We start from the raw sequence: 26,081 nt of genomic DNA, 5'->3' as shown, positions 1-26,081 counted from the left end.
TGAAATGTTGCAACGTTTCAACTTTTCAGCGTTATAACCTTTCAACAATATGAAACAAGGCAAACTCATTATATTTTCGGCTCCATCTGGAGCTGGTAAAACTACCATTGTAAAGCACCTTTTAAGTAAGTTTGATAACTTAAGTTTTTCAATTTCGGCCACCACACGAGATTTGAGGGGAACCGAGGTTGATGGCAAAGATTATTACTTTATTTCTACCGAGGAGTTTTTACATAAGGTTTCCAAGCACCAGTTTGTGGAGTTTGAAGAGGTGTATAGCGGTACATTTTACGGTACTTTACGCTCAGAGATACAACGTATTTGGGATGAAGGCAAGCATGTAATTTTTGATATTGATGTAGAGGGAGGACTGCGCTTAAAACGTAAGTTTGAAAAAGATGCATTGGCGATTTTTGTGCAGCCACCATCGTTAGAGGTTTTAAAAACCCGTTTGGCAGGTAGAGGTACAGATAGCGAAGAAAAATTACAAGAGCGTTATGCAAAGGCAGAAAAGGAATTAGGCTACGCCGATAAATTTGATGTGATACTTGAAAATTTTGATTTAGATACTGCTTGTGCCGAAGCCGAGCAGCTAGTAGGGGAATTTTTAAGAAGTTAACAGTTCTCAATTTACAGTTTTCAGTTGCCTAAAGAACGCCTGTAGAAAGTTTCATATCTATCTAAATAGAAACATATGAGCGATTTTAATGATTTATTGGTTTACAAAAAATCATTTGAGCTATCCATGCTGGTTTTTGAAATAACGAAGTCATTTCCTAGAGAAGAAATGTATTCACTCACGGACCAAATCAGAAGGTCTTCCCGCTCTACGAATATCTGTATTGTAGAAGCTTATAGAAAACGCAGATATCCCGCACACTTTATCAGCAAGTTATCTGATAGTGATATGGAAAACAGTGAAACAAAAGGATGGCTGAAGTTTGCACTAGATTGTAGGTATTTAAATGAAGAAAATTATTTAAAATTGGTTAGTTTAAGCGATGAAATTGGAAAACTGCTTAACCACATGATGAATAGTCCAGAAAAATACGGAGCAAAGTAATTTTATGCAGCATAAACTGAAAACTGAAAACCGAAAACTGCAAACAGGTCTCTTTTTCGGTTCATTTAACCCTATTCACATTGGTCATTTAATTATTGCTAATTATATGGCTAGCTATACCGATTTAAAGGAGGTTTGGTTTGTGGTATCACCGCATAATCCGTTGAAGCAAAAAAGTGGATTGGCAGACATGTATGATCGTTTGGAAATGGTGCGTTTAGCTACCGAAAATGCACCGCACCTACAAGTAAGCGACATTGAGTTTAAACTTCCTCAGCCGTCATACACCATTGATACATTGACTTATTTGAAGGAGAAACATCCTAATAAGAAATTTGCGTTGATAATGGGTGCTGATAACTTGGCTTCCTTTAAGAAGTGGAAAAATTACGAAGTTTTGCTGGAGCAACATCAATTATTTGTGTACCCAAGACCGGGAGTTGATTTGACAGAATGGGCGAACCACCCGTCGGTAGTAATCACACAAACACCTCAAATGGAAATTTCCTCTACTTTTATCCGCAATGCGATAAAGGAACAAAAAAGCATCCAGTTTTTAGTGCCGGATGCTGTTATAGATTTTATGGATAAGAAAAGCCTTTATCGTTGATTTACGATTTTAGATTGACGAATTACGATTGTGTTAGTTGCCTAAATCTAAAATCGTAATTCGTCAATCGTAAATCCCCTTATCCTTTCCAGCTATCTTTTAAAGAAACTACTCTATTAAATACCGGTTGATCTGCAGTTGAATCTTTATCTAAGCAGAAATAGCCTTTTCTGATAAATTGGTAGCCAGTGCCTAAAGTAGCTTGAGCCAATGCAGGTTCAATATAAACGTTTTGCAATACCTCTTTGCTGTTAGGGTTCAGGTAATCTTTAAAGTCGCCTTCCTCTGCATCTGGTGATACTACGCTAAATAAACGATCGTACAAACGAACCTCGGCAGTTTTTGCATGTTTAGTACTCACCCAATGGATGGTGCCTTTCACATTAATTCCGCTGGTATCATTACCGCTTTTCGATTCAGGGATATAAGTACAGTGAATTTCCGTAACATTACCATTTTCGTCCTTCACAAAAGTGTCGCATTTAACAATGTAAGCAAACTTTAAACGTACCATTGCTCCTGGCGCCAAGCGGAACCATTTTTTTGCAGGCTCTTCCATGAAATCCTCACGTTCAATCCAAAGTTCATTGCTGAAAGGAATTTCTCTGGTTCCACCTTTATCCTCTGCTTCAGGGTTGTTTTCTCCAATTAGGATCTCGCCATCACCCTCGTAATTCGTGATAACAAGTTTAATAGGATCTAAAACCGCCATTGCCCGAGTCGCTTTCTTATTCAAATCTTCACGGATACAAAACTCCAGCAAACTAAGCTCTATTAAGTTCTCACGTTTTGCGATGCCAATGCGCTCACAAAACTCACGAATGCTCTCTGGGGTATAACCTCTTCTGCGCAAACCACTAATTGTTGGCATTCGAGGGTCGTCCCAGCCAGAAACAAGTCCTTCATTTACCAATTGCAACAACTTACGCTTACTCATTACCGTGTAGGTAAGGTTTAAACGAGCGAACTCATACTGTTTAGAAGGGAAAATGCCCAGTTGAGCAATAAACCAGTCGTATAATTCGCGATGCGAAACATATTCCAACGTACAAATAGAGTGCGTAATATGTTCAATACTATCACTTTGTCCGTGGGCAAAATCATACATCGGATAAATGCACCAAGCATCACCAGTGCGGTGGTGGTGTGCATGTTTGATACGGTAAATGATTGGGTCACGCATCAACATGTTTGGACTGGCCATATCAATTTTAGCTCTTAAAATGCAAGCTCCATCTGCAAACTCACCAGCTTTCATTTTAGCAAAAAGCTCCAGGTTTTCGGCAATACTTCTGTCTCTGTACTCGCTTGCTACACCTGGTTCGGTAGGCGTGCCTTTTTGAGCTGCAATTTCATCAGCTGTGCTATGGTCTACATAAGCAAGGCCTTTTTCTATTAACTGGACAGCATAGCCGTGTAAAGTATCGAAATAATCGGAAGCATACAGTTCGTTTTTCCACTGGAAGCCTAACCATTGAATATCTTCTTGCTGACTGTTAACATACTCTGTTTTTTCAGTTACCGGATTCGTATCATCGAACCTCAAATTGGTATAGCCGCCATATTTTTGGGTTAACCCAAAGTTTAAGCAGATCGCTTTAGCATGTCCAATATGCAAATAACCATTAGGTTCCGGTGGAAAACGTGTTACTAATGTTTCATACTTTCCACTTTTTAAATCATTCTCTATAATTTCTTCTATAAAGTTTAATGATTTTTCCTCGCTCATATATTAATTCAAAAGTTAAAATTCAAAAATAAAACATTGGCAAAACGCAAAAAGAAGACTTGTTCTTAAGATGTTATGATGATAATGTTCGACTTTCAAAGTTAACCAAATTTAGGGTAATTTAAAGTGCAATAGACGATACAGGACAGAATAAAGCAGGAAGGACAAACATATTTGCTGCAAACTTAAAGCAACGCCAAAAAACTAAACATCCAACGAACCAAACAACTATTTTACTACTTTTACAGTTATCAAGGTTTCCAAATATGAACAAAGTAATGAAAAGGCCTATCAGGGTGCTTGTAGCCAAAGTAGGTTTAGATGGTCATGACAGAGGGGCGAAAGTGATTGCCACATCACTTCGGGATGCTGGAATGGAAGTGATTTACACTGGGCTAAGGCAAACGCCAGAGATGGTAGTGAATACGGCCTTACAGGAAGATGTAGATGCTATCGGTATCTCTATTTTATCAGGTGCTCACATGACTGTTTTTCCAAAGGTAATGGAGCTTATGAAGCAAAAGGAGCTTACCGATGTTTTGGTTACCGGTGGCGGAATTATTCCAGAAGCAGACATCAAAAAACTGCAAGAAATTGGCGTAGGAGAGCTTTTTCCACCCGGTACAGCCATGAAAGACATTGTCAGCTATATCGAAGAATGGGTGGCTGAAAACAGAAACTTTTAAATACTAGCATCATAATAAACTTATTGTCATGAATTATCAGCAAATCATAGCCGAAATCAGGGAAAACGTATTATATATTACCATCAATCGTCCGCAAAAGTTGAATGCACTCAACAAAGAAGTGCTTGCCGAACTTGCTCACGTGATTGCAAATGCACAAACAAATAACGATGTTAAGGTCATTTTGCTTACAGGAGCAGGTGAAAAGGCATTTGTAGCTGGCGCAGATATCTCTGAATTTCAAAATTATACGTTGTCAGAAGGTCGGCAACTTGCATACGATGGCCACGCGAACGTTTTCAATGCTATTGAACAATCAGTTAAACCTATAATTGCGGCAATTAATGGTTTCGCTTTAGGTGGCGGTTTGGAACTAGCCATGGCCTGTCACATTAGGATTGCGAGTGAAAATGCCAAGTTAGGTCTACCAGAAGTTACTTTGGGGTTAATTCCTGGCTACGGCGGCACACAACGCTTGGCGCAGTTGGTAGGTAAAGGTATCGCATTTGAAATGATTTTTACCGCTGATATGATTACCGCTCAAAAAGCAGAGCAAATAGGACTGGTTAATTATGTTGTAGCACAGGATTCGCTTATAGCAAAAGCTGAAGAAATCATTGCTAAAATTAAACAACGAGCTCCCTTGGCATTGGCGAGTGCAGTTAGAGCAATAAATGCTGGTTTTGATAACGAGGTTAATGGCTACGAAATAGAGATAGATGAGTTTGGTAAGTGTTTCGATACCAGTGATTTTAAAGAGGGCAGTAGCGCATTTTTAGAAAAAAGAAAAGCTAATTTTGAAGGCAAGTAGTCCTTAAAATCATTCTCATACTAAAACTAAGCGGCTTTTTCGCCGGATCCATTGAAAACGTGGAAAAATTTTCCCAATTTCTTTTTTTTCTTTGTATTTTAGCTTTTTAGATATCTGCCAACTATATTAACTACACTCTATGAAAAAAATTCTAATTGTTGATGATGAGATAAATATCGGTCTACTACTTTCGAAATTTCTAACCAGAAATTCATTCGATGTTACTAGCGCTACTTCTGGTAACTCGGCGATGGACTACCTAAGTAAAGAGCATTATGATTTAGTACTCTGCGACTATCGTTTAGAAGATACCGATGGTAAGGAAATGCTTGTTAAAATTAAGGAAAGCTATCCAAAAACTGGAGTAATCATCATCACGGGGTATTCGGACATCAAATTAGCGGTGGAATTGATCAAGCTTGGTGCTTATGATTACATCACTAAGCCGCTTTATCCAGATGAAATTTTGAATACCATCAACAAAGCGATTGAAACCCAAATTGCCTTAAATAAGGCTGTTCCTGAGGTTGAAAATCCAATGGTTCAAGATAAAGCAAAAGTTAGCAAAAGCACATATGGGCTGGCCGACGAATTTGTAATAGGTCAAAGTAGTGCCTCCAAAGAGTTGATGAAACAAATTTTATTGGTAGCACCTACATCTTATAGCGTAATTTTACTGGGCGATAGCGGTACCGGCAAAGAATCGGTTGCTAAAGCGATTCATTTAAATAGTCCTCGTAAAGATAAACCATTTGTAGCAATGGACTGTGGTTCTTTAACCAAAGAATTAGCTGGTAGCGAGTTTTTTGGTCACGAAAAAGGGTCTTTCACAGGAGCACTTTATACTAAAATTGGACACTTTGAAATGGCCAACGGTGGTACCTTATTTTTAGATGAGGTGGGTAACCTTTCTTATGATATTCAAGCCGCTTTGCTTAGAACAGTACAGGAAAGAAAAATTAAGCGTATTGGAAGCACCAAGGAAATAGATTTAGATGTAAGGATTATCGTGGCTACTAACGAGAACCTGCAGGATGCTATCATGAAAGGTAAGTTTAGGGAAGACTTGTACCATCGTTTCAACGAGTTCTCGATCAATTTGCCTCCGGTAAGCCAACGCGGAAGGGATATTCTTTCTTTTGCGGAAACCTTTTTGCAGCTGGCTAATCAGGAACTAAACAAAAATATTAAAGGGTTTTCTTCAGAAGTAGTAGACTGCTTTTTAACCTATAACTGGCCAGGTAACGTGAGAGAGCTGAAAAATGTGGTTAGACGTGCTACCCTGTTAACGGAAACCGAGGAAATCCAAATTAAGGCACTCCCTTTAGAGATTTCTAATTATGCTAAACTGCCAGCTTTTCATCAATCAGCTATAATGTCAAGTACGGCAGATACAGATAGCAAAAAACCAAGAGATTTGAAAAACGCGGCTCTTGAAGCCGAATATGAAGCGATACTTAAAGTGTTAAGAGAAGTTAACTTTAATAAAACAAAGGCCGCAAAAATTTTAAACATCGACAGAAAAACACTTTACAATAAAATGAAAGCAATAGATCTAGACAATAGATAAGTGTTTAATGTATTTAAAAAGTCAGGCTCGTCTCGGTTTAAAAACCGCTATAACATATCTAAAAGGATATTGTGGATAGTGATGCTGCTATGCATTGCTCCACTGCTATCCGTCCTTTTGAGTTTGATTTTTGGAGACAATTCTGAAAAAATCCTCCTTCTTAATGTAAAACCTAACTTCTATACCGGTATTTGGACCACATTTGGTATTGCCGCAGCATTGTTTACAGGCTTGCTCGCTGCAATTGATTATACCATTCGAAAAGAATTGACCATCACCTTATTTGGAATAACGCTTTTCATATCGGCCCTGCTAGATAGTTATTATCTACTCATTCTCAATGAAAACGTGAGCATAGCACAATTATCTGGGCCATTATATTTCATTTGGTGGATTAACAGAACATTTTACTCGCTCACTTTGCTTATAGGAACGTTTTTCTACCTTAAAATAAAGCATCGAAATCTTCGTACGCCAGAACAAAAGCGTAAAATTATTTGGTGGACTGGGGTCATCTGTGTGTTAGCAGGATTAGGGTGTGTATTTCTTATTGCAAACACAAACACCATTCTGCAGCACAAGCTAGTATTTGATCAAATGGTGCAAGTTGACCTTTTTTCATTTTTACCTTTGGTTTTTTTGTTTGTATGGGCAGCTTTTTATCTGCCTAGATTTATGCTTCGTTTTCATAGCGTATTCTCTAAGCTGCTATCTTTAAGTATTGCGCCACTTTTTTTGGCGCAACTTTTTATGGCGCTAAGTACAAATGCATTCGATACGTATTTTAATGCCGCCCATTATCTTCGTTTTATCAGTTACTTGGTTCCATTGGCTGGTATAATTTTAAATTATATCGCAACAGTTAGGAATGAACAAAAAATTATTACCAAACTGGATGTTGAGGTGAAAGAGAAGCAGGCGCTTACCGCCAGTTTACTCGAAAGAGAAGCTTTATTGGCAAATGCCGAAAAAATATCTAAGTTGGGCAGCTGGGAACTTAATATTAAAACCAATGCCTACAAATGGTCTGATGAACTTTACCGTATTTATGGCTTTGCCGAGAGTAATTTCCAGCCAACATACGCTATCGCAGATAAGGTAGTGGCACCAGATTACAGGCAAAAGCTGAACAAAGAACTTGCAAGTGCCGTTAAAAATCGATCAACCTTTGCAATTGAGCATCAAATTGTACAGCCCAATGGTTTAAAGCGTTATGTGCTTAATCAGGGCTACTTTGCGCATAAGGATAATAAATTGGTAGGTACTGTTCAAGATATTACAGAGCTAAAAGAAGCGATAATAAAATTAAGAAATAACGAAACGCTTTTGCGAGAAGGTGAAGCGGTATCTCACAACGGAAGCTGGGAATGGCACAGTAACAATGAATACATGCTATGGTCCGATGAGATGTTTAACATTCATGGTTATTTGCCACACTCAACAGTGGTTACTCCAAACACTTACTTCGGGTTTGTACATCCCGAGGATAGGAAATCACTTCGGGATATTTGTTTGCGAGCCAATAATGAAGAGTCGTCCTTTAATGCAAATTACCGTATTGCTAGGCCAAACGGCGAAATTAGATACGTATCTACCACAGCTAGACGCAGGCGTGACGAAGAGGGAAAAGGTTATGCTTATTTAGGGAATACCCAAGATGTTACGCAGTTAAAGGAAACGCAAAGGATGTTGGAAGAGAAGATCAATGAATTGAATATTTCCAACAAAGATTTAGAACAGTTTGCCTATGTAGCTTCACATGACTTGCAGGAGCCGCTAAGAAAAATCAGAGCTTTTGGCGATAGGTTAAAAAGCCGTTTTGAAGAACAGATAGCCGACGAAGGAAAGGATTATATCGATAGGATGCAAAACGCTGCCGAACGCATGCAAATACTGATAGACGATTTGCTTGCTTTTTCCAAGGTTAGCAGAGAAACGAAAGAATTTCAGAGCGTTGAATTAAGTGAGGTACTCAACAAAGTTATCCGCGATTTAGATTATACCATTGAAAACGCCAATGCTCAGCTAATTGTAACCGTTAGCGAAACAGTTGACGGTATTGCTTCCCAGCTGGCGCAAGTGTTCCAAAACATTATCAGCAATTCCTTAAAGTTTGTAAAGCCCAACGTACAGCCCATTATCCATGTCTCTTCGCAAACAATGCTTGGATCGGCAATACCGACATCCGGACTTACGCCAACTGTTCCATACTGCGTAATTAAAATAACGGATAACGGTATCGGATTCGATGAAAGTTACGCAGGAAAAATATTCGATCTATTTCAGCGTCTTCATACTCGTACTGAGTATAAAGGGACGGGAATTGGGTTGGCCATCTGCAAAAAAATAATTGATAATCATTCTGGACAAATATTTGCCAAAAGTAAGGAAGGAGAAGGCGCCTCGTTTTTCATCGTTTTACCACTTAAAACACGCCCATAGTTATGAGTGCCACATTATACCCAATAATTTTAGTAGCTGAAGATGATCCGGATGATGCATTAATGCTTAAAGATGCCTTTTTAGAAATCAACCAGAAAGACATCACCTTTTTGACTAATGGCAAGCTACTGATTGAGCATATCGAAAAGCTATTGACTAATAATCAGTTCCCGAGTTTGATCGTGGTTGATTTGAATATGCCCGTACTCGACGGCAGAGGAGTGATAGTAGCATTGAAAAAAAGTGAAAAGACGAGAAAAATCCCCTTGGTAGTGCTTTCAACTTCCAAAAATAAAGATGATATTGACTCAGCAATTGCATTAGGGGCAAATGAAGTTTTTACAAAGCCGGCTTCATTTAAAGATTTAGTAAGTATTACAAACAACATTACAACTAAGTGGCTTACCACTTAACCAATATAAAAGTATGAACAAGGTAAAGGTTTTATTGATAGACGATGACGAGGACGATTATATCATCACTCGGGATATTTTTAGCCGTATTGCTGTTGCCGATAGATATGAATTGACATGGGCAGATACCTTTGAAAAGGGTATTAACGCAGTTTTAAAACATCAGTATGATATTTACTTAGTAGATTATAGATTAGGCAAACATACTGGCGTTGACTTAGTTAATGAAGCAGTTTTATCGGGTGTTAAAGAACCTATCATTATATTAACTGGAAAAGGGGATTATAAAATAGATGAAGAGGCCATGAATGTTGGCGCTGCAGACTACTTAATTAAAGATAGGATTGACCCAGATACACTTGATAGGAGTTTACGTTACGCCCTTAAGCAAAGCGAAACTTTAAAAGCTTTGAAAGAAAGTGAAAATAAGTTTAAAATCATTTTCGATAAAGCCAAAGATCCGATTCTCATTTCTGACTATACCGGTAAAATACACGATATTAATAAGGCTGGATTGGAGTTTTTCGGCTACCATATCAAAGAAATGATGTCGCTTAATGATAGATCGTTATTTTTTACACAAGAAGATAGGGAAAACTTTATACAGGAGCTCGAAACTAAAGGAGCTGTTAGCGATTTCGAATGCCAAATGGTATCCAGTAAAGGCGAAGTTTATTTTTGCAGCCTGTCGTCTTTTTTACAGATAGATCCAAATAATATGGTAGAAATTTATCATACCATAATTCATAATCTAACGCATCGTAAGCATCAGGAAACGAAATTTATACACGAAAGTAAGTTTTCTATTTCTGAACATATCGCCAAAGGATTCGCAGAGGAAATTAGAAACCCACTTTCCACCATTAACCTCGTACTTTACGATCTGAGTACAGATGAGGCCTTGGCTTACAACGAATCGTTGCAGCAAAACTTAGAAGTGATTAAAGGCAATGTGGATGAAATTAATCAGCTTACCAAGAATTTTATTGCCAGTACTGAAAATAAGCCAATTTCTGCACAAAAGGTCAATATCAATCAGTTAATTGAAGAAGCACTTACAGAGATTAGTGATTTGGTTTTAGGACATAGAATCAATTTGGAAAAACATCTGCTACCTTCTGATGTCTATCTATCGTTGGATACCAAGCAAATTAAAAAGGCCATTGTCAACTTGTTGAAAAATGCTGTTGAAGGAATGCAGACATATCCTAAAGTACTAAGCGTAAGTTCCATTAATGATAGTGGCTATTATTCTATTTTCATTGAAGATAATGGCGTTGGTATTAATCCAGAGCTGAGTCATCAAATTTTTGAGCCTTTTTTTACAACAAAGAAAGATGCAGAAGGGCTTGGACTTACAGATGCCGAGCGTACTATTTTAGCACATCAAGGAACGCTTACTTTTAAGCCGCAACAAGTAGGCAGTCTTTTTGTGATTAGTTTGCCTATTAATTAGCGTCTAAGGTAAAGTGGAACAATCTTTGACCTCATTTTGCGCAAAGGTCATTTAACTTTATATTAGATCGTAAGGCTCTAAAAAGCAAAAAAGTAAAAACAATTGCTTTTGTAGGCAGTTTAATTATTAGAGGCCAGAATAAAATTCATTTTTTAACATAAAACTATAAAGCAATGAGTGATAATTCAAAAGTAGTAGTTGCCTTGTTGGCAGGCTTAGCTGCAGGTGCAGCATTGGGTATTTTATTTGCACCGGATAAAGGTAGCGATACAAGGGATAAACTAGGTCAATCATTAAAAGACTTTGGTGATTCAATTAAAGACAGAGCTGCTGATGAAATCAACAACTTAAGCAGCTTGAAGGACAAAGTGGTTAACTCTATTAAGGGCAAACTGCGTGATGTGGAACAAGAATATTCAGATGAAGTAGAACACGTATAATCCAAGCTATACCTGAACGATAATGGAAGATAAAAAAGAAAAAAATATTGAAGAGCTAGTTGCCGATGCGAAGAGTTATATAGATTCAAGGATAGATTATATTCACCTAAAATCAGTAGAAAAAGGGTCAAAACTCGCTGCGGATTTAGTTACTAATACGGTAGTGGTGGTGTGCTTTTTACTTGCATTTTTACTTGGTACGGCAACCTTGGCCTTGTACTTATCAGAAGTATTAGGAAGTATGGTGGCGGGCTTTGGTTGTGTTGCCGTTATTTACTTATTTGTCGCCATTATCGTTCTTTTAACCAAGGATAACTTCATCGAGAAAATATTAGTGAACATATTTATTAGGAAATACTTTAATAAAATAGCAGATAAAGACGATGAGGAATAAGGATATAAAATCTTTGGATGAATTGAAGCTGGAACTGAAGCAGCTTAAAAGTGAGTATTTACTAAAAGAGACATTGCTTAAAGAAGACGTAAGATCCTATGTTAAGCAATTTTCACCAATGAAATTAATTACCGACTTTTTTAGTCCTAAAAGTTTACTCAAACTGGATGAAAAAACTAATTTAAGTGGAAGCATTATGTCGCTGATACTGCCAATGTTTCTTAATAAAACAGTTTTCAGGGGTTCTGGCTTTTTAACCAAAAGTGTTGCAGCGCTTGTTTCTGGTAAGCTAGGTAAATCACTTGATGCAGAAAGTATCACTGGTATAGTAGGTAAAATCAAGTCTTTGTTCGGTTCTAAAAAGAAAAAAGATGTAGATTTTGCAGACTATGGGATTCCTCCCGATAGTGAAACTTATTAGTCTATCTTAGCTATTTCTATAAATCAAAAATACGGTTGGCTTTTTATGAAGGTCAACCTTTTCTTTTTTCCAGTCACCTACGCTTAATGTTTTAATGTATTCATCCTCGGCATTGATATTACATGCGATACACAACAATGTGCTTGGCTGGCAATTTTTAAGTACTTCTTCTAATAGCTGATTATTTCTAAAAGGCGTTTCCATAAACAGCTGCGTTTGCTTAAAACGTTGCGATAATTGCTCTAAATCTTTAATTCGTTTGCTTCTATCAGCTTTATCTATCGGAAGGTAGCCGCTAAAGGCGTAGCTTTGGCCACTAAATCCAGAAGCCATTAGCGCTTGCAGCATGGCATTTGGTCCAACCAATGGCACTACTTTAATTTGTTGCCTGTGAGCTTCCGCAACAATGTCAGCCCCTGGATCGGCTACGCCGGGGCATCCAGCTTCGCTCATTAAACCAACGTTAATTCCTTTATTTAATTCTTGGAAAAAGGGTTTCAAAGAGTTTCCTCGCTTGTGTTTGCCATAGTCGTGAATTAGCAATTCGCTCTGCGGTATTTTTAATCCTGCCTCCTTTAAAAATTTTCTTGCAGTTTTTTCGTTCTCTACTATATAGGTGTTGATACTGTTAATGGTATCTACTAAAAAAGGAGTAAATGATTTGCTAGCTGCGTTATCAGCTAATGGTACGGGAACTAAATATAAAATGCCTTTCTGCATACAAAATTAAAATTTATAAAAACAAAGGTGCGCAAAGATTGTTCTGTTAAGTTGCTTATGTATCAAATTTAGTTCTACTTAGCGCTAAGGTTGACATATTTTCAATACATAAACCCTTCTTTCTCTGCTGAAACATACGTCAAATATAGTTAAACAGCAAGTTTCTCTTCCATTTGGTAAGCTTTAACGCAATTTAACATTAATTGGTTCTCAAATTGATATACGCTTAACGTTAGGTTAAATAATAAAATTTTAAAACACACAAACATGAAAAGGCTAATGAGATTTCCGGCAATGGTATTCGGGCTTTTTTTGCTGCTAGCAGGAACCACCCAAAGCGCAAAAGCACAATACGACGATGTTTCTTTGCAAACATTTTATGATGAGCTGTCGCCGTACGGCACATGGATTAACGACCCTGAATATGGTTACGTTTGGCGTCCGGATGTAGACCAAGGTGAGTTCAGACCTTATTACACCAATGGACGTTGGGTAATGACCGAGTATGGAAATACTTGGGTTTCTAACTACGATTGGGGTTGGGCTCCGTTTCACTATGGCAGATGGATTTACAATCGTTACAACAGATGGGTTTGGATTCCTGATACTACTTGGGGACCAGCATGGGTAAGCTGGAGAAGTGGCGGTGGTTATTACGGATGGGCACCTTTGGCACCAAGCATCAGTATCAACATCAATTTCGGTCCACGTTACGTAGTGCCTGATTTTTGCTGGAACTTTATCCCAGAGCGACACATTTATTATACCAGCTATCCTAGATATTACAGCGGTAGAAATAGGGTTTATATCCAAAATACCGTGATCATCAATAACACTTATGTGCGTAATAACCGAACTTATTACACCGGCCCAAGAGTTGATGACGTAAGGAGAGCTACCAATAGAAACGTAACAGTTTATAACGTTTCGAGAGTAAACAGTAGAGCTGGCGGAAACAGAATCGAAAATAACACGGTAAACATTTATTCTCCTCGTCCAACTAGAGGCGTTGACAATGCTAAAGCGGCACCGAGAGAAGCGGTAACTGGTGATATCAATAGAGGTAGAATTGATAGAGGATCTGCTGGCGATTACAGGGGCCGCGACAATGGAAGTTATAACAGCAATAATGGAAGAGGCGAACGTTATAGCAATAGAAATGTAGATGATAGCAATATCTCTCGTGGTCGCGATAACAATAATGTGCCTAATAGAGAAAGCAGAGCAGCTGATGACAATCGAAACACCGACAGAGGAACCGTTTTTGGAAGATCTAGAGATGCAAATGGTACATTCGATAGAGGTAATAACACTCAAAATAGAGAAAGTAACGACAACAGAGTTGTAGATAGAGGAAGTGTTTTTGGAAGATCTAGGGAAAACAATAATCCGACAGAGCAAAGAGCTACACCTCCTGCAACACAGGAACGCAGCAGACCAACATTTCCTTCTCGTTCGCAAGAAAATAGCAGCCAACCAAGTACGCCACCTCAACGAGTTGAGCGTATGGAGCGCCAGCAGCCGCAACAACAACAACCACAACGAATGGAAAGAGCGGAGCGTAGTGTTCCGCAATCTTCTGGATCAAGTGGAAGAGGCAGTGAAGGCAGCAGTAGACCTGGCCGTGGCGAGAGCAGCGGCAGACCCGGAAGGGGTTAAACAAAGTGAGAGGGTGGTCAATTGGCCACCCTTTCTTATTTAAAGTAATTCGGTGATTTATAGAAGTTTCAATAAAATTTTTGTCCTTAAAAAGCAAAAGCACTCTGTTTTTGTTATATCTTCGAATTTAGATTTTAACAATTATTTATGGAATTTTTAAGTAGTCCAGAAGCCTGGATATCACTGCTAACTTTAACAGTTTTAGAAATTGTATTAGGGATCGACAACATCGTCTTTATCTCCATCTTAGCAGGTAAACTGCCTCAAAATCAACAGAAAAAAGCAAGGCAATTAGGCTTGGCTTTAGCAATGATTACACGCGTGCTATTGCTAATGTCTTTAAGTTGGATCATGCGCCTAACAGCTCCGTTATTCAATATTGGCGACTGGGTTGGCATTACTAATCCAGAGTGGTTAGAAAAATTGGCCATATCGGGTAGAGATTTGATCTTGCTGGTTGGAGGTTTGTTTCTTATTTATAAAAGTACTCACGAAATTCACAATAAATTGGAAGGTGAACATGAAGAAGAAGGAAAGGCTAAAACTCATTCCTTCGCAGGCACCATCGTTCAAATTTTAATTTTGGATATTGTTTTTTCTCTTGATTCGGTAATTACAGCGGTAGGTATGGCAGATCATATCGAAATTATGATTGCCGCAGTAGTCATTGCCGTTTTAATTATGATGGTTTCTGCTGGTGCAATTAGCAATTTCGTTAACAAGCACCCAACGGTTAAAATGCTAGCACTTTCGTTCTTGCTCCTTATCGGAGTGTCTCTGTTAGCGGAAGGATTAGATCAACATATTCCTAAAGGTTACGTGTATTTTGCTATGGCGTTTTCAGTTTTGGTGGAGATGTTGAATTTAAAGATGAAAAAGAATGCATCAAAGCCAGTAGAGCTACGTAATACGCCAAAAAAAGACAGCGAATAAAAAATATTAGACAATGTTTGGAAAAGGGCTTTCGGAAACGAAGGCCTTTTTTTGCTAGTCTTAAAGTTTAATCAAAGGCTTTTGTTTTCCATCTTTTCACTGCATACTTTTTAATACCTTTGCTCCTCAAATAAAAATTATGGTATCTTTCTTCGAATCTAATTTAGCGGAACTTTCTGTGCATCATGTAGGTAATAAGTCCAATGAAGAGTATTATTCGCTTTCTGAAAGCTCTATGCATGTACAGGATGAAATGTTGAACCAGTTACTGAAGCAATATTTTCTTTCGCCCTTTCAAAAAGTGAATGAAGTTTTTCGTTTTACACATCCGGGAAACGATTTGAATTCGAATGAAATTTATCGTGTAGTAACTGAAATTTTTGCTGACGGATCCACGTTTCACGAAAACAGTAAAAACATCGCTACTTACTTATTTGAGGTAGCAGATCATCCAAAAATTAAAGGGGGGGAGTTATATGTATGTTACTTTGAAAACTTACAAATAGAAGGCGATTTGCATGACGCAGTAGGTATTTTTAGGTCTGAAAGTAAAGAGAGTTATATCAGAGTTTTCCCAGAGCAAAGCGGATTTAACATCAGTTACGAGCAACAAGGGATCAATATCAATAAATTGGATAAGGGCTGCCTTATTTTTAAAACGGATAGGGAAGAAGGTTATAAGGTGGTGGTAGTGGATAACACCAGTCGCACCTCGGATGCTGCCTATTGGAAAGATCAGTTTTTAATGTTAAAAGTGCGTAACGATAATTTCAACCAAACACAAAACGTAATGGATGTGTACAAGAGTTTCGTTACAGAGAAATTGGATCAGGAATTTGAAGTAGAAAAAACGGATAAGATCGACTTGCTTAACAGATCGATGAAATACTTTAAAGAGAAGGAAACTTTTGACATGGATGAGTTTGCTAATGAGGTGATTGCGAATGAAGAAGGCGTAGCACTTTTTAAAAGTTACAAGCAATCTTACGAAGAGGAATTTGATACACCAATTGCGGATACTTTTGATATCTCTACTGCTGCGGTGAAAAAACAGGCGAAGGATTTTAAAAGTATTTTAAAGCTCGATAAAAACTTTCACGTTTATATTCATGGCAATAAAGAATTGATTGAAAAGGACTACGATGCTGAGCGTGGAATGAATTGTTATAAGCTTTATTTTAAGGAAGAGCTTTAAAATTTAGCGATATTAGCGCATGGCAATTCCTAATAAAATCATTAGCAGAAAGGACGAAATCACCAAAGACTTTTTTGCGCTCTTGCAAAGACACATGGATGATATTTTAGCTGGCCACACTGATAAAATGTACCACATCAAAGATTTTGCAGCCGAGCTTTTCATCCATCCTGGGCATTTTAGTAACACCATTAAATTAACTACAGGTTTCTCGCCGTGCCACTTTCTTGAGCAACGCACTTTAGACGAAGCTAAGAAAATGTTGCTGCTTGGTGATATGCCCATCAACGAAATTAGTTATAAACTCACCTTCAACGATCCTACTAATTTCACTAAGTTTTTTAAATCCTTTGAAGGTCTAACCCCAAAGCAATTTAGGAAACAGCATTCTGCAAATACTTAAACTGTCACCATTTTCTTAACTACTTTGTTGCCGAAATTTGTATCAAATATTTAACAAATGAGTCGACAAAAAATAGCCCTAGTAACTGGCGGTAGCCGCGGTTTAGGAAAAAATATGGCTTTGGCATTGGCCAAAAAAGGAAACGATGTAATTATAACATACAACAGTGGCAAACTGGAAGCTGAACAAGTAATTGTAGAAATAGAAAAGACAGGCCAAAAAGCCGCCGCTTTACAACTAAATGTAGGCGAGGTAAAAACTTTCGACAGCTTTGCAGCTGACTTAACTGAAGTGTTAGAAGCGAAATGGAATCAGTCCAACTTTGATTTTTTGGTGAATAACGCTGGCATTGGTATTAACACACCTTTTGAAAGCACCACCGAAGATCAGTTTGATTTGCTGACCAACATACATTTCAAAGGAGTGTATTTTCTGGTTCAGAAACTATTGCCATTCATTGCTAGTCAAGGAAGAATTATTAATGTTTCAACGGGCCTAACCCGCTTCGCCTTACCTGGCTATAGTGCCTACGCAGCAATGAAAGGTGCTATTGAAGTGCTTACCAAATATTTAGCAAAAGAACTAGGTGCTAGGGGTATTACAGTGAATGCTGTTGCACCAGGAGCTATTGAAACTGATTTTGGTGGTGGCGTGGTTAGAGATAACGAACAAGTTAACACGTTTGTGGCTTCTAACACCGCCTTGGGCCGAGTTGGATTACCAGATGATATCGGAGGTGTTATTGCATTTTTGTGCTCCGAAGAGGCTCATTGGGTGAATGCACAAAGAATTGAGGTGTCGGGCGGGATGTTTATTTAATTCATCGTACTTGATAAAAATAAAGAAGTACAAAATGCTTTAATGCGTTTTGTACTTCTTCTTGATATTTAATGATTAAGATTGAATGAGCCAATTACTACTGACCTCTTTTACGCTCATTATCTTTGTTTGAGGTTTGATCAGACCGTTGGCCGCCGGCGTTGGTAATCCCAACTTTCTTTTTATCCTGTTTCACGTCGTTGTGCGCTCTGTCTGCAATAGTACTGTGGTTTGTACCTGCATTATTTTTTGGCGAATTGTTATTTTTCATTGCTTTTGGTTTTAGGTGAATACTTAGTTATATTATTAACTAACCTCTTTAAATCAAGCTTTGTTTTAAAAAAGCAAAAAGCCCATGCGCTAATAACGCATAGGCTTTCGATCTATGTAGAAATCGCTCTGCGATTAGAATTTTAATCCCAATCCAACTTGGAAAACTTGGTTTTTAAATTCTGGAGTAACACGGTCGCCGTTTTCGTTAGTTTTTTGGAAATCAAGTGCATATCTTCCAAAAATTCCAACTTTGTTGCTCAAGTCAAAACGTGCACCAATTACACCTGCTACAATGCTCTTTTTAAATCTATCAGATTCGTCTTCTACAATTTGTTGTTGTGCTGTTCCAAAGCCATTTTCGAACTTGTTATTAGTTGATAAAAGGAATGAAACCTGAGGACCAGCTACTACGTTAAGTCCCTCAGCTAATTTAATGCTTGCTAAAATTGGCAAATCAATAAAGTGCGTAGTTTGGGTAAAAGTACCAAATACTGATTCCGATTTGTAACCTTTGGTAGAGTATAAAAGCTCCGGAGTGAATGCTAGGTTCTCTAATAATTTAATATCTAAAGTTACACCGGCATTGTAACCAACTAGATAATCGGTTTTAAAATCGTTATTGCCATCATCTTTGATAATGTTTGAGAAGTTAACACCGCCTTTAACACCAAATTTAATTAATTTGTCGGTAGATTGTGCGTTTGCTGTAAGACCTGTAACAAACAGACCAAGTACAAGGATTGCTATTTTTTTCATCTTAATTTAGTTTTTAATGGCTAAACATTTTAGTAGCCGTCTATTCATATTAGAAAAGGCTGCAAATATTTTTTAGTTAAGAAGCCTTTTACGTTGATGCATTTATAAATAAACGTGCCAAATGGATATGGCATAGCAATTAGATGTATCTGTTAAATCAGGTTTTTATGGCTTAAACAGCAGATTTTGAAGTGATTAAATTTTATTGGCAGACTAGATAAAAGTTAGTGCCTATTACTTAAAAGTGTATCAAATTTAATACATTGATGTTTAAAAAATGCGATTCAGGTAGTGTTAGCGCTATAATGTGCTAAAAATGCACAACAAAATATTGGTAAGGACAAATTGTTTCCGCATCTTTAAGGGTTTTTCCGCAAGAAACTGCAAAGGGAGAATATTCAAACTTTAAACATACAATGAACAAAAGATTTATTTACGCCATAGCCGTAATTTCTTTATTTGCTTGTGCAAACGCCAAAGCGCAACAGCCATCTTACATTGAACTATTGAAGCAACAACCAAAATGGGTTGATTCTGTGTTCAATAAGTTAAGTACTAAACATAAAATTGCCCAACTGCTATTTGTTAGAGCGCATACTAATTTAAGTAAAGCTTATCAGGATTCGGTAGGTAAAGTTATTAGACGCCAAAAACTGGGGGGCGTAGTGTTTTTTCAAGGTGGACCAGTGCGTCAGGCTTTGTTAACGAAGGATTACCAGAAGAAATCAAAAGTGCCTTTGTTGATTACGTCTGATGGGGAATGGGGATTAGGTATGCGTTTAGACAGCACGATTTCCTATCCATATCAAATGGCTTTGGGAGCGGTGCAAAATAGAGAATTGTTGTACAAAATGGGCTTGGAAGTAGCTAAAGATTTCAAGCGAATTGGTATGCACATGAACTTGGCTCCAGATGTAGATGTAAACAACAATGCTAAAAATCCGGTGATCAATTTCCGCTCATTTGGCGAGAATAAATACAATGTGGCTGAAAAAAGTGCTGCTTATTTATTAGGAATGCAAGATGGTGGTTTGCTAACAAGCATAAAGCACTTTCCAGGTCATGGTGATACCGACGTAGATTCACATTATGATTTGCCTCAGTTGAAGTTCACGAAGGAGCGTTTAGACACCTTGGAACTGTATCCATTTAAAGAATTGATCAAAAAAGGCGCAGCGGGAGTAATGATTGCGCATATGAATATCCCAGCGTTGGATCCAACACCAAATATGCCGTCTACGTTATCTAATCCAATAGTTACCGGTTTGTTGAAAAATGAATTGGGCTTTAAAGGATTGATTATTTCTGACGCGATGGACATGAAAGGCGTAACCAAGTATTTTAAAGATGGTGAAGCTGAGGTAATGGGACTTATTGCTGGTATGGATGTTTTAGAGCTGGCGCATGATAGCAAACAAGCCATTAAAAAGATAAAAGAAGCAATTAAAGATCAACGTATTAGCATGGAGCGGATAGACGAAAGCGTTAAGAAGGTGCTAACCGCAAAATATTGGGCTGGTTTAAATGTTAAGCCTCAAATTGATGAGAACAATATTTCGGAAGACATTAATCGCCCGGAAAGCAGGGCTTTAGTACAACAGCTTGCCGAAGCTAGCATGACCTTGCTTAAAAGCAGAGATGGAATAGCGAGTTTAACACCTAACAAGCGTATGGTAATCATTAACGTTGGTACCACACAGGCTACAACTTTTCAAAATGAAATTGTAGGTACTTACAAAAACTCAATTTCTTTTAACGTAGATAAAAATGCTAACGCAGCTGCTATCGAAGCAGTAGTGAAACAAATTCAAGATGGTGACCAAATTGTGATGGCTATTGTAGATACCAGAACGCGTCCGGGTAATAATATTCCTTTGGGTAAAGATGTGAAGGACATGATTACTACTTTATCAGCAAGAAATGCAATGGTAGCCTTTTTTGCTAACCCTTACAACTTGGCTAATTTGCCAGGTATTGAAATGGCAAGATCAATAGTAGTGGGCTACCAGAAAGAAGATTTTATGCAAAAAGCAGCAGCCGCAATTTTTACTAAAAAGCTAATGCCTACAGGTAAACTGCCTGTTACGGTAAACAGAATGTTTAAATATGGCGATGGCTTATAGTTGATAATAAGAGCAAAAAACAGCGTCCACTTCATGAGGACGCTGTTTTTTTATAGGACAAATTATTTTCTTTACTCTTGCGAAAATCTTAAGATAATTTCTGTTAAATGCCAGGGAATTAAACTATCGCTTTAAGATTGCTTCTCGGAATTAGCGGAGCGAGCAGTACCTCGCAGTGACGATTTCAGCTTCAATAGACTACGTTGATTAAGCTTCTAGTTCGGCTATCAACTCCTTGCAACGCTGCTCCACCTGTTTGCTTACTGGATCAAATAAAGCATTGTCATAATAAGGGTCAGTCACCTCTCCTTCGGGTAAAAAGAGCCTAACTTTCTGCCTTTGTTGTGGCGTTGTCGCTAAACGTAGTACATCTTTCAAGTTATTACTATCCATCACTAAAATGTGATCATACTCATCGAAAAAGCTGGTACTGAAATGTCTGGCTCGCTGAGTGGAAATATCGTAACCTAGTCTTTTCGCTGCTGCAACGCTCCTGTGATCTGGCGGATTGCCTACATGCCAATTTCCAGTTCCTGCGCTATGTACAGTCCAGCCGAGTTTTTTCTCATCAGCTAAATGCTGCAATATGCCATGCGCTAAAGGCGACCGACAAATGTTACCTAAGCAAACCATCAGGATTTTCACGACGTAATGATTAAATGAGTGAGTTTGAATGATTAAATCAAGCTTTGGTTCATCGAACTTCCGACATCAGACTATTTATAAATCTCGTTCAATATTTTAGCTAACCTTACGCCGCCCTTAAGCAGTTGTTGATTCAATGTGCCAATCCAATCGAAATTGTAATTATAGCTCAACTTATCATCTGATTTTATTCCAGTGGCGTAAATGTTGTTGCAGATTTGGTATGATTCGAAAATGCAATCTTTCAAACTAGCTTTGTTCCACTCTGCTAACTGCTGCGGTGTTGTAAAATTGATTGCTTTAGTATATTCCGTAAAACTTAATTGTTGGAAATCAATCAATTTTTCATCCCAAATTTGATGTAGGTTTGAGCGCTGTCCAAACCAAGTAACAGTAATTCTATTGCCTCCTAAATCTTCTTTTCTTGCCGTATGCATCGGTTGGTGCATATCACCAATTAAATGTATCAGCAAGCGCATAGCGAACAATTTTTTGTCGGCTGGCGTTTTAGGGTTTTTTAGCAATGCAATCATCTCGTTGGTTTTGTTGTAGATATTTGCTTCTTTAAAACCATCCAAATAGTTGCCCATTCCAGCTTTATCCAAACCTTCGGGTAAATTGACATAATGCCAAGAGTTGAGGTACTTATAAGTAGTGTCCGATTTGATAAAATCAGCCCAGTTAGCACTCATTGCCAAACTTTCGTTGCCTAATATTTGCTTAATGGCTTTGCGGGCATTAGGCGTGAGGTAGCTGTCTGCAATTTCGCCCACGATACGATGTCCTAAAACACCCCATGCATTAGCAGCGATAGGCGCATAAATTAGTGCTATTGCTACAATTAATTTTTTTAAATTTTTCATCTGTTTATATTCTAAAATACTTAAATCGCTTTAGGTACGCATGTAATTTTTTGCTTCAAGTTAAGTATTACCTCTGTTTGGTCGCTCAAGTTTTCAAGCTGTAATTGTGTAGCATTCCAAGCTTTTACTTTAAAATTGGTAATGTAGCGCCCACTTCTATAACATCCCGAAACTTTTTGCTTGTAATTGGACTTAGTGAAATCTCCCACCAACACTAAAGTATCATTGCGAACTTGATAAGTTCCTTTAGCGTATTCTTTCCAAAGGCCGCCGTTATAGCATTCCTCTTCGTAGTAGTTTACTTTGGAATGTGTTACAAAATCAACATAAAACGAATCGCAAGTGAATTTAAATAGGTGTTGCGTATAAGCTTGTAACTCTTGTTGATGCGCAACACTATCTTGATTCCAAACACCCTGTAAAAAAGCTTCGCCTTTGCCCTGTACATCTGGCAAACGGGAGCAGGATAGGGTAAGAAATAAGTTGAAAGTGAAAAGTAAAAAGTAAAGGCCTCTTCTATTTTTCATTGCTTAAACATTAAACTTTTGACTTTCAACCATAAAACTATTTCAAACTACCAACCATATCCTCAGGCTTAACCCAAGCAGTAAATTGCTCGTCAGTTAATAAGCCAAGTTCAATAGCAGCTTCTCTTAATGTTTTATTTTCTTTATGTGCTTTTTTAGCAATTTTAGCAGCATTTTCGTAACCGATATGCGGATTTAATGCAGTAACCAACATCAACGAATTTTCCATGTGTTGTTTAATTACCGGGCGGTTAGGCTCAATACCAGCGGCACATTTATCGTTAAATGAAACGCAAGCATCGCCAATTAAACGGCCACTTTGCAACACGTTTGCAGCAATTACTGGTTTAAATACGTTTAGTTCAAAATGTCCGTTGCTGGCGCCAACGCTTACGGCAACATCGTTACCCATTACTTGAGCACACACCATGGTCATAGCCTCTGGTTGCGTAGGGTTAACCTTGCCCGGCATAATTGATGAGCCTGGCTCGTTATCAGGAATAATGATCTCTCCAATACCGCAACGAGGGCCTGAGCTCAACATACGGATATCATTAGCAATTTTCATCAATGATACAGCCACTCTCTTGTAAGCACCAGAAAGTTCAACCATGGCATCATGAGCTGCTAAAGCTTCAAATTTGTTAGGCGCAGTTACAAAAGGCAGACCAGTTAAATCGGCGATTTTTTGAGCTACCAATACATCATATCCAGCGGGTGTATTTAAGCCAGTGCCAACAGCAGTACCGCCTAAAGCTAGCTCCTTGATCATTTCCAAAGCATTGTTAATGGCTCTTAAGCCATTGTCCAATTGCTGTACATAGCCAGAAAATTCTTGCTTTAAAGTTAACGGCGTAGCATCCATGAAGTGTGTACGACCAGTTTTAACGATATCACCCCAACCTTCAGCTTTTGTTGCCAAAGTATTTCTTAATGTCTTAATACCCGGAATGGTTACCTCCACCGCTTGCTTATAAGCCGCAATGTGCATTGCAGTTGGGTAGGTATCGTTACTTGATTGCGATTTGTTTACATCATCGTTAGGGTGTAACGATTTTTTTTCGTCCATTAAATCACCACCGCCAATTACGTGGCCACGGTTAGCAATCACTTCGTTTCCGTTCATGTTGCTTTGTGTGCCCGATCCAGTTTGCCAAATTACCAATGGAAACTGATCATCCAATTTTCCGGCAATTACCTCATCGCAAGCTTTGGCAATTAAATCTGTTTTTTCTTTAGAAAGTACGCCTAATTCGTTGTTAGCCAATGCTGCTGCTTTTTTTAAGTAGCCAAATGCGTGGATAATTTCCTTAGGCATTGATGCCTCTGGTCCAATTTTAAAATTGTTTCTAGAGCGTTCTGTTTGTGCTCCCCAATATTTGTCGGCAGGTACTTGAACCTCGCCCATGGTATCATGTTCTATTCTAAAACTCATGGTATTTGAAAAAATTATTTGCCTCAAATTTAACCTTTTTAGCCCTTAAAGGAAATTTATTTAGAAACGTTACATATACATTAGAAAAGCATTTGAAGTAGTTCTTGGCAAATGCATTCCCGCTTTTGGCTGCAATCTTTTTGTTTTAGGAATCGCCGAACTTACGAAGTTTCGAAAACTTCGTAAGTTTAATTCAGGCAATGCCGCAAAAAGTATTTCCGCGGCAATCGGGTTTAATTAACAACAACCCGTGCTATGCACAAGCTTTGGCAAACCCATAACAAACAGGCCAGTGATTTGTCAAAGCTTAGTACAGGCTTACAATGGGGGTGTTGAAAAGCCTTTGCGTTCTTTGCGAAACCTTTTTTTACTCTGCGTTAAAAAAAATAACGGCAAAGATATCTAAGTTGAAATCCCTAAATAATGATTATAAATCCTTTGATATCGCTTCGAGATTACAAATCTCGAAGAGCGGGATTGCAAATCTCGAAGAGCGATTGTAAAAACTACATCAATCGCCTTGCGTTTAATTTCAACAAACAGTAATTTATGGTAAATTGCTAGGATAAATTAAGGGTATGCAACTTAAAGACGTAAAAATTTCCCGTAAAAAACCAATATTTCCAGTAAGTGAAAACTTGCATAAATACCTGCGCACCTACCAACGTGATGCCCGTTTGCCTATCCAATACGAAGATTTAAAAGCATTTACCGAAAGCTTCCCAATTATGGACAAGGATGGGAAAGATACGTTGTGGGAAAGTCCAATTTACGCCCAAGGCCAAATTGAGGAGCTGCACAACGGTCTAAAAATCATCTACGCTAAATTGAAAGCCTCTGGAAACCTGCGCATTGTAGAGCATAAGTATATCGACAGGATTGACTATTGTACTTTTGGTAATACGCATCCATTTCGTATTCGCATTGTAAATAGGCTCAACGATGTGTACGATTATTTTTATGTCAAGAAAGCAGATGCTTCGAGAATTTATGGTTTGGAGCTAGAAGAAATTTTATCGCCTAATCAAGTCAATTACTTGGTTGACGGAAACACTATGATTGAAGAGCATATTGTGGGTTTGCCAGGAGATGTTTTCAATAGCGGAAAGCTGTATCAGGACGATTTTAATCCAACACGTATCGCAAAAGAATTTGTGAAGTTTAATGAACGTTGCTTAGTTACTTTGCTTGGCGACATGCGATCGTACAATTTTGTAGTGCAAATTACGCCAGACTTTGACGATATCCAGTTCCGTATCAGAGCCATTGATTTTGATCAGCAGTTTTACGAAGGCAATATCAGAGTATACATGCCCCAGTTTTTTAAGGAGAACTATCCGCTTGTGAAATTGTGTATGGAACATCTTACCGAAAAAACCGTACAACAATACAAACAAGAGGAACTGTCTTCGTTAGTGCACCGGGTGCGCAGCGAGCGACATCGGTTGACGGACTTGAGGGACGTTTCCTGCAAAGAAGAACTCACTACAAAAGAAAACATCCAGAAGTTGAAAGAAAGTATGGCAAAATATTATCGGGATGATGCTTACAGGCGATGCAGAAACATGACTGATATCATTGAGCTAAATTTAAAGAACATCATTAGGCAGGTGAAATTATAGCTGCCACCGCTAATAGTGGGCAAAAAATCGAAGAGCTTAGCTGAACATCTAAAGATGCTTAACTAAGCTCTGT

General features: G+C 38.1%; 27 protein-coding genes. 19 read left to right on the top strand and 8 right to left on the bottom strand.

Annotated features, from left to right (window positions below; translation table 11 throughout):
• Positions 1–49 precede the first annotated feature (49 nt).
• From gmk to nadD, 3 genes are all read left to right on the top strand, one after another.
• Complete coding sequence (gmk, locus tag ACY2A0_RS07120) at positions 50–619, top strand: guanylate kinase (RefSeq protein WP_461788871.1); 570 nt, start codon at positions 50–52, stop codon at positions 617–619.
• A 75-nt stretch (positions 620–694) separates the two neighbouring features.
• On the top strand, positions 695–1,063 hold the full coding sequence (locus ACY2A0_RS07115; protein WP_461788870.1) for a four helix bundle protein: 369 nt from the start codon (positions 695–697) through the stop codon (positions 1,061–1,063).
• Between the two features lie 4 nt (positions 1,064–1,067).
• Positions 1,068–1,673: a nicotinate (nicotinamide) nucleotide adenylyltransferase gene (nadD, locus tag ACY2A0_RS07110; protein ID WP_461788869.1), complete on the top strand. Its 606-nt coding sequence runs from the start codon at positions 1,068–1,070 to the stop codon at positions 1,671–1,673.
• Between the two features lie 79 nt (positions 1,674–1,752).
• Here the strand turns inward: nadD and ACY2A0_RS07105 are convergent, their stop codons facing one another.
• Positions 1,753–3,402 carry a glutamine--tRNA ligase/YqeY domain fusion protein gene (locus tag ACY2A0_RS07105; RefSeq protein ID WP_461788868.1) on the bottom strand — a complete coding sequence of 550 codons (1,650 nt, stop codon included), beginning with the start codon at positions 3,400–3,402 and terminating at the stop codon, positions 1,753–1,755.
• A 278-nt stretch (positions 3,403–3,680) separates the two neighbouring features.
• On the opposite strand from ACY2A0_RS07105, the gene ACY2A0_RS07100 reads away from it, so the two are divergent.
• The 9 genes from ACY2A0_RS07100 to ACY2A0_RS07060 all read left to right on the top strand — a co-directional run bounded on the left by ACY2A0_RS07100 (position 3,681) and on the right by ACY2A0_RS07060 (position 12,035).
• Positions 3,681–4,088 carry a cobalamin B12-binding domain-containing protein gene (locus ACY2A0_RS07100; RefSeq protein ID WP_461788867.1) on the top strand — a complete coding sequence of 136 codons (408 nt, stop codon included), beginning with the start codon at positions 3,681–3,683 and terminating at the stop codon, positions 4,086–4,088.
• A 28-nt stretch (positions 4,089–4,116) separates the two neighbouring features.
• Positions 4,117–4,899, top strand: coding sequence for an enoyl-CoA hydratase/isomerase family protein (locus ACY2A0_RS07095; RefSeq protein WP_461788866.1), 783 nt, complete (start codon positions 4,117–4,119; stop codon positions 4,897–4,899).
• 139 nt (positions 4,900–5,038) lie between these two features.
• Positions 5,039–6,469, top strand: a complete 1,431-nt coding sequence (locus ACY2A0_RS07090) for a sigma-54-dependent transcriptional regulator (RefSeq protein WP_461788865.1) — start codon at positions 5,039–5,041, stop codon at positions 6,467–6,469.
• 117 nt (positions 6,470–6,586) lie between these two features.
• Positions 6,587–8,911 carry a PAS domain-containing protein gene (locus ACY2A0_RS07085; protein ID WP_461791307.1) on the top strand — a complete coding sequence of 775 codons (2,325 nt, stop codon included), beginning with the start codon at positions 6,587–6,589 and terminating at the stop codon, positions 8,909–8,911.
• 2 nt (positions 8,912–8,913) lie between these two features.
• The gene (locus ACY2A0_RS07080) at positions 8,914–9,324 is read left to right on the top strand and encodes a response regulator (protein WP_461788863.1); all 411 of its coding nucleotides are present in this window, start codon (positions 8,914–8,916) and stop codon (positions 9,322–9,324) included.
• 13 nt (positions 9,325–9,337) lie between these two features.
• Positions 9,338–10,780, top strand: coding sequence for a two-component system sensor histidine kinase NtrB (locus ACY2A0_RS07075; protein ID WP_461788862.1), 1,443 nt, complete (start codon positions 9,338–9,340; stop codon positions 10,778–10,780).
• Between the two features lie 173 nt (positions 10,781–10,953).
• Complete coding sequence (locus ACY2A0_RS07070; protein WP_461788861.1) at positions 10,954–11,220, top strand: YtxH domain-containing protein; 267 nt, start codon at positions 10,954–10,956, stop codon at positions 11,218–11,220.
• A 22-nt stretch (positions 11,221–11,242) separates the two neighbouring features.
• On the top strand, positions 11,243–11,614 hold the full coding sequence (locus tag ACY2A0_RS07065) for a phage holin family protein (protein WP_461788860.1): 372 nt from the start codon (positions 11,243–11,245) through the stop codon (positions 11,612–11,614).
• Positions 11,604–12,035, top strand: a complete 432-nt coding sequence (locus tag ACY2A0_RS07060; protein WP_461791306.1) for a hypothetical protein — start codon at positions 11,604–11,606, stop codon at positions 12,033–12,035. Before ACY2A0_RS07065 ends, ACY2A0_RS07060 begins: the two co-directional genes overlap by 11 nt.
• Before the next feature lie 6 nt (positions 12,036–12,041).
• On the opposite strand, the gene ACY2A0_RS07055 is transcribed toward ACY2A0_RS07060, so the two are convergent.
• Entirely contained in the window at positions 12,042–12,755 is a 714-nt protein-coding gene (locus tag ACY2A0_RS07055; protein WP_461788858.1) for an SAM-dependent methyltransferase, read from the bottom strand.
• 267 nt (positions 12,756–13,022) lie between these two features.
• Between ACY2A0_RS07055 and ACY2A0_RS07050 the strand changes: the two genes are divergently transcribed.
• The 5 genes from ACY2A0_RS07050 (at position 13,023) to ACY2A0_RS07030 (ending at position 17,764) form a co-directional block, all read left to right on the top strand.
• A complete protein-coding gene (locus ACY2A0_RS07050) occupies positions 13,023–14,414 on the top strand; it encodes a DUF6600 domain-containing protein (RefSeq protein ID WP_461788857.1) in 1,392 nt (463 codons plus the stop codon).
• A 147-nt stretch (positions 14,415–14,561) separates the two neighbouring features.
• The gene (locus tag ACY2A0_RS07045; RefSeq protein ID WP_461788856.1) at positions 14,562–15,347 is read left to right on the top strand and encodes a TerC family protein; all 786 of its coding nucleotides are present in this window, start codon (positions 14,562–14,564) and stop codon (positions 15,345–15,347) included.
• Positions 15,348–15,486: 139 nt separating this feature from the next.
• The gene (locus ACY2A0_RS07040; RefSeq protein WP_461788855.1) at positions 15,487–16,542 is read left to right on the top strand and encodes a nucleoid-associated protein; all 1,056 of its coding nucleotides are present in this window, start codon (positions 15,487–15,489) and stop codon (positions 16,540–16,542) included.
• 19 nt (positions 16,543–16,561) lie between these two features.
• Positions 16,562–16,945, top strand: coding sequence for a helix-turn-helix domain-containing protein (locus ACY2A0_RS07035; RefSeq protein ID WP_461788854.1), 384 nt, complete (start codon positions 16,562–16,564; stop codon positions 16,943–16,945).
• Positions 16,946–17,002: 57 nt separating this feature from the next.
• Positions 17,003–17,764 carry an SDR family NAD(P)-dependent oxidoreductase gene (locus tag ACY2A0_RS07030; protein ID WP_461788853.1) on the top strand — a complete coding sequence of 254 codons (762 nt, stop codon included), beginning with the start codon at positions 17,003–17,005 and terminating at the stop codon, positions 17,762–17,764.
• Between the two features lie 97 nt (positions 17,765–17,861).
• On the opposite strand, the gene ACY2A0_RS07025 is transcribed toward ACY2A0_RS07030, so the two are convergent.
• Both ACY2A0_RS07025 and ACY2A0_RS07020 read right to left on the bottom strand, forming a co-directional pair.
• Positions 17,862–18,035 (bottom strand): hypothetical protein, encoded by a 174-nt coding sequence (locus ACY2A0_RS07025; RefSeq protein ID WP_461788852.1) that lies wholly within the window; start codon positions 18,033–18,035, stop codon positions 17,862–17,864.
• Between the two features lie 134 nt (positions 18,036–18,169).
• Positions 18,170–18,793 (bottom strand): porin family protein, encoded by a 624-nt coding sequence (locus ACY2A0_RS07020; RefSeq protein WP_113638345.1) that lies wholly within the window; start codon positions 18,791–18,793, stop codon positions 18,170–18,172.
• Positions 18,794–19,209: 416 nt separating this feature from the next.
• On the opposite strand from ACY2A0_RS07020, the gene ACY2A0_RS07015 reads away from it, so the two are divergent.
• On the top strand, positions 19,210–20,916 hold the full coding sequence (locus tag ACY2A0_RS07015; RefSeq protein WP_461788851.1) for a glycoside hydrolase family 3 protein: 1,707 nt from the start codon (positions 19,210–19,212) through the stop codon (positions 20,914–20,916).
• Positions 20,917–21,123: 207 nt separating this feature from the next.
• Here ACY2A0_RS07015 and ACY2A0_RS07010 read toward each other — a convergent pair whose 3' ends face one another.
• From ACY2A0_RS07010 to fumC, 4 genes are all read right to left on the bottom strand, one after another.
• Positions 21,124–21,561 carry a low molecular weight protein-tyrosine-phosphatase gene (locus ACY2A0_RS07010; RefSeq protein WP_461788850.1) on the bottom strand — a complete coding sequence of 146 codons (438 nt, stop codon included), beginning with the start codon at positions 21,559–21,561 and terminating at the stop codon, positions 21,124–21,126.
• Between the two features lie 71 nt (positions 21,562–21,632).
• Positions 21,633–22,424, bottom strand: a complete 792-nt coding sequence (locus ACY2A0_RS07005) for a S1/P1 nuclease (protein WP_461788849.1) — start codon at positions 22,422–22,424, stop codon at positions 21,633–21,635.
• A 20-nt stretch (positions 22,425–22,444) separates the two neighbouring features.
• The gene (locus tag ACY2A0_RS07000) at positions 22,445–22,951 is read right to left on the bottom strand and encodes a fumarate hydratase (RefSeq protein WP_461788848.1); all 507 of its coding nucleotides are present in this window, start codon (positions 22,949–22,951) and stop codon (positions 22,445–22,447) included.
• A gap of 37 nt (positions 22,952–22,988) precedes the next feature.
• Positions 22,989–24,386, bottom strand: coding sequence for a class II fumarate hydratase (gene fumC, locus ACY2A0_RS06995; protein WP_461788847.1), 1,398 nt, complete (start codon positions 24,384–24,386; stop codon positions 22,989–22,991).
• 578 nt (positions 24,387–24,964) lie between these two features.
• Here fumC and ACY2A0_RS06990 point away from each other — a divergent pair.
• Entirely contained in the window at positions 24,965–26,008 is a 1,044-nt protein-coding gene (locus ACY2A0_RS06990; protein ID WP_461788846.1) for a hypothetical protein, read from the top strand.
• The last annotated feature ends 73 nt before the right edge of the window (positions 26,009–26,081 follow it).

This window comes from Pedobacter sp. (assembly GCF_965249885.1).
Lineage (GTDB): Bacteria > Bacteroidota > Bacteroidia > Sphingobacteriales > Sphingobacteriaceae > Pedobacter.
This window is presented reverse-complemented; position numbering and strand designations above follow the sequence as displayed.

Bases quoted from the DNA above. Each gene is read 5' to 3' on its own strand.
- ACY2A0_RS07065 (WP_461788860.1), top strand. From the start codon at position 11,243: ATGGAAGATAAAAAAGAAAAAAATATTGAAGAGCTAGTTGCCGATGCG.
- ACY2A0_RS07055 (WP_461788858.1), bottom strand. From the start codon at position 12,755: ATGCAGAAAGGCATTTTATATTTAGTTCCCGTACCATTAGCTGATAAC.
- ACY2A0_RS07005 (WP_461788849.1), bottom strand. From the start codon at position 22,424: ATGAAAAATTTAAAAAAATTAATTGTAGCAATAGCACTAATTTATGCG.
- ACY2A0_RS07015 (WP_461788851.1), top strand. From the start codon at position 19,210: ATGAACAAAAGATTTATTTACGCCATAGCCGTAATTTCTTTATTTGCT.
- gmk (WP_461788871.1), top strand. From the start codon at position 50: ATGAAACAAGGCAAACTCATTATATTTTCGGCTCCATCTGGAGCTGGT.
- ACY2A0_RS07000 (WP_461788848.1), bottom strand. From the start codon at position 22,951: ATGAAAAATAGAAGAGGCCTTTACTTTTTACTTTTCACTTTCAACTTA.
- ACY2A0_RS07030 (WP_461788853.1), top strand. From the start codon at position 17,003: ATGAGTCGACAAAAAATAGCCCTAGTAACTGGCGGTAGCCGCGGTTTA.
- ACY2A0_RS07115 (WP_461788870.1), top strand. From the start codon at position 695: ATGAGCGATTTTAATGATTTATTGGTTTACAAAAAATCATTTGAGCTA.
- ACY2A0_RS07050 (WP_461788857.1), top strand. From the start codon at position 13,023: ATGAAAAGGCTAATGAGATTTCCGGCAATGGTATTCGGGCTTTTTTTG.
- ACY2A0_RS07045 (WP_461788856.1), top strand. From the start codon at position 14,562: ATGGAATTTTTAAGTAGTCCAGAAGCCTGGATATCACTGCTAACTTTA.
- ACY2A0_RS06990 (WP_461788846.1), top strand. From the start codon at position 24,965: ATGCAACTTAAAGACGTAAAAATTTCCCGTAAAAAACCAATATTTCCA.
- ACY2A0_RS07095 (WP_461788866.1), top strand. From the start codon at position 4,117: ATGAATTATCAGCAAATCATAGCCGAAATCAGGGAAAACGTATTATAT.
- ACY2A0_RS07025 (WP_461788852.1), bottom strand. From the start codon at position 18,035: ATGAAAAATAACAATTCGCCAAAAAATAATGCAGGTACAAACCACAGT.
- ACY2A0_RS07100 (WP_461788867.1), top strand. From the start codon at position 3,681: ATGAAAAGGCCTATCAGGGTGCTTGTAGCCAAAGTAGGTTTAGATGGT.
- ACY2A0_RS07075 (WP_461788862.1), top strand. From the start codon at position 9,338: ATGAACAAGGTAAAGGTTTTATTGATAGACGATGACGAGGACGATTAT.
- ACY2A0_RS07035 (WP_461788854.1), top strand. From the start codon at position 16,562: ATGGCAATTCCTAATAAAATCATTAGCAGAAAGGACGAAATCACCAAA.
- ACY2A0_RS07040 (WP_461788855.1), top strand. From the start codon at position 15,487: ATGGTATCTTTCTTCGAATCTAATTTAGCGGAACTTTCTGTGCATCAT.
- ACY2A0_RS07060 (WP_461791306.1), top strand. From the start codon at position 11,604: ATGAGGAATAAGGATATAAAATCTTTGGATGAATTGAAGCTGGAACTG.
- nadD (WP_461788869.1), top strand. From the start codon at position 1,068: ATGCAGCATAAACTGAAAACTGAAAACCGAAAACTGCAAACAGGTCTC.
- ACY2A0_RS07080 (WP_461788863.1), top strand. From the start codon at position 8,914: ATGAGTGCCACATTATACCCAATAATTTTAGTAGCTGAAGATGATCCG.
- ACY2A0_RS07070 (WP_461788861.1), top strand. From the start codon at position 10,954: ATGAGTGATAATTCAAAAGTAGTAGTTGCCTTGTTGGCAGGCTTAGCT.
- ACY2A0_RS07090 (WP_461788865.1), top strand. From the start codon at position 5,039: ATGAAAAAAATTCTAATTGTTGATGATGAGATAAATATCGGTCTACTA.
- fumC (WP_461788847.1), bottom strand. From the start codon at position 24,386: ATGAGTTTTAGAATAGAACATGATACCATGGGCGAGGTTCAAGTACCT.
- ACY2A0_RS07020 (WP_113638345.1), bottom strand. From the start codon at position 18,793: ATGAAAAAAATAGCAATCCTTGTACTTGGTCTGTTTGTTACAGGTCTT.
- ACY2A0_RS07105 (WP_461788868.1), bottom strand. From the start codon at position 3,402: ATGAGCGAGGAAAAATCATTAAACTTTATAGAAGAAATTATAGAGAAT.